The following is a 2022-nucleotide window of genomic DNA, read 5'->3' on the forward strand; positions in this document are numbered from 1 at the left end:
GCGTTAGAGTGGTTGGTCACGGTGATGGAGTCATTGCTGGCAGTCCAGGCCCCCTCAGAGCTTCCGCTATACTGGTGGGTCTCCGGGTCCCAGGTACCTTCACCGGCGCCGGTATAAGTAAAGCTCATGTCGGTCCAGGCGATATCCACGCTGTATACAACATCGCCGGAACTGCCGGCCTCATAGGTACCCTTGACATCAGCGGGGTAACTGCCGGTGCTTACGCCGTCCTGATCTGCCGCAAAAGCGGTAGTACCCATGGTGCAGGTCAGAGCGGCCACAGTCAGCATGGAAACCAATTTTTTCATGTTCATGATATTCTCTCCTTTATGATAGCTTTACTGTTACTCGATGGTGACCGTGATGGTGCCGATGGTGACGCCCTCTGCGGTAACGCTGTTGTTGGGCGTGCCGGTAATCGTCAGAATAGAGCTGTCCGTGGCAGCTTCGTTGGGCTTGTTTTCCACACCGGCAGCCAATTTGAAACTATCCTGACTCATGGTAGCGTTCACATCGGTATCGCCCTGCGGGGTATAGGTAAAGCTGACCGTAACTTCTGTATTGGAGTGGTTGGTGGCCGTAACCGCGGCAGTGGTCTTATCCCAACCGGAAGTGGTGCTGTCCGTATAGGTGTGGGTGTCCGGATTCCAGATCCTGGTGCCGCTTTCATTGTAGGTGAAGGTCATGTCCTCCCATTGGAGATCCACGCTGTACACGGTAGGCTCTGTGACGCCATCGTTATATTTGGCGGTGACATCAATGGGATCCTGTGAACCTACGCCGGCGCCGTCCACATTGCCGGCGGCCAGAGCGGTGGTGCTCATGCCCAGGGTCATCGTCAGAGCGAGCGCAGCTGCAATTATTTTTTTCATTGGTTTTTCCTCCTTGTAAAAATCATTTATTCCTGCACCGTAACGGTGATGGGAATTTCGGTGTTGACCACGGCTTTTTCGCCGGTGTCGGGGTCATAGTAGAACACGACAAACTTTCCGTCATACCCGCCGGGTTGGAGCTGTTTTTCCGCCCCGTCCAGCAGGTTCAGGGTGGTGACCTGGTTGCCCGGCTTTAAGGTTCCGGACTGGACGATCACCGTATCGTCGATGACGATCTGCACCACCATATCCTGCACCGACTTGCCGGGATTGGCAAACACAAGGCTGGCCGCTTTATCGGACAGGTCGATGGTGACCTCATTGGAATAGGTGAGGCTTACCGCCCCGCCGCCTTCTTCAGCCTCCAGCTTTTCACCGCTGTCGTCCTCAATGGCCTGGGCATTGGATTCCTCCTCCACCGGGGCGTAATCCGGAGCCAGGACCGGGGCCGTGTCCCGGAAGCACAAGGCCCAGATGGTCACGCCGATGGCAATCAACGTAATCAGAAGCAGCACAGGAATCAAAATTTTCTTTCCCTTCATTCGCTCTCACCTCCAATCGTTACGGTCACGCTGCCGATTTTGGCGTGATCCAGATTTTGCTCCGGTTTGCCGGCCAGTATCAGATAAACGGTGCTGCTGCCATTTTCAGGCAGGGACACGAGGGCGGAAACCGGGTTCTCCCCGTCGGTGAAGCTGCCGGTGATGCCGTTTTCTACAGCTTTGTAATCGTAGGTAACATTCACATCGGTATTACCGGTATTCTCCACCTTAATGGAATTACCGCCTTCCTTGTCTACCGTCCAGCCATCGTTTTCATATTCGTGGGTGTCCGGATTCCAGGTGCCGTCGCTGTAAGTAAAGCTTAATTCTCCCCAGGTGATGTCCACGCTGATGTCCTGGGCAGGATTGCCGTTGGGGTCATTGCTGTAACGGACGGGGTCCTCCTCAATGCAGTAGACGATGCCGTGGCTGCTGTCCAGCACGGGGTAGGTATCCTTATCCTGGTCGTTGTCCAGGTTCTGGTACCAGGCCAGGGTGCCCTCACTGGTGGAACCGTTTAGCAGCCAGGTCACCTCGCCGGAAGCAAACTCGGCCGCGGTCTTGGCTGCTACATTTTCGCTGGTTCCATCGTCGCTGCAGGAGCCGAT

2 protein-coding genes and 2 pseudogenes are annotated in these 2022 nt (G+C 55.4%); all 4 read right to left on the reverse strand.

Annotated elements, in window-relative coordinates; all coding sequences use genetic code 11:
* Positions 1-314 (reverse strand): annotated as a pseudogene (locus HNP82_RS17690) (hypothetical protein); the annotation flags it as partial.
* Positions 315-344: 30 nt separating this feature from the next.
* A complete protein-coding gene (locus tag HNP82_RS17695; RefSeq protein WP_183776826.1) occupies positions 345-824 on the reverse strand; it encodes a hypothetical protein in 480 nt (159 codons plus the stop codon).
* Between the two features lie 74 nt (positions 825-898).
* Positions 899-1414, reverse strand: a complete 516-nt coding sequence (locus HNP82_RS17700; RefSeq protein WP_183776827.1) for a hypothetical protein — start codon at positions 1412-1414, stop codon at positions 899-901.
* Positions 1411-2022, reverse strand: a pseudogene (locus HNP82_RS17705) (hypothetical protein); the annotation flags it as partial. The pseudogene HNP82_RS17705 and the gene HNP82_RS17700, both read right to left, overlap by 4 nt.

Origin of the sequence: Catenibacillus scindens (assembly GCF_014202115.1) — a bacterium.
Taxonomy (GTDB): domain Bacteria; phylum Bacillota; class Clostridia; order Lachnospirales; family Lachnospiraceae; genus Catenibacillus; species Catenibacillus scindens.

What these genes read in the sequence shown, in the direction of transcription:
- HNP82_RS17700 (WP_183776827.1), bottom strand. Translation starts at nt 1,414, where the DNA reads ATGAAGGGAAAGAAAATTTTGATTCCTGTGCTGCTTCTGATTACGTTG.
- HNP82_RS17695 (WP_183776826.1), bottom strand. Translation starts at nt 824, where the DNA reads ATGAGCACCACCGCTCTGGCCGCCGGCAATGTGGACGGCGCCGGCGTA.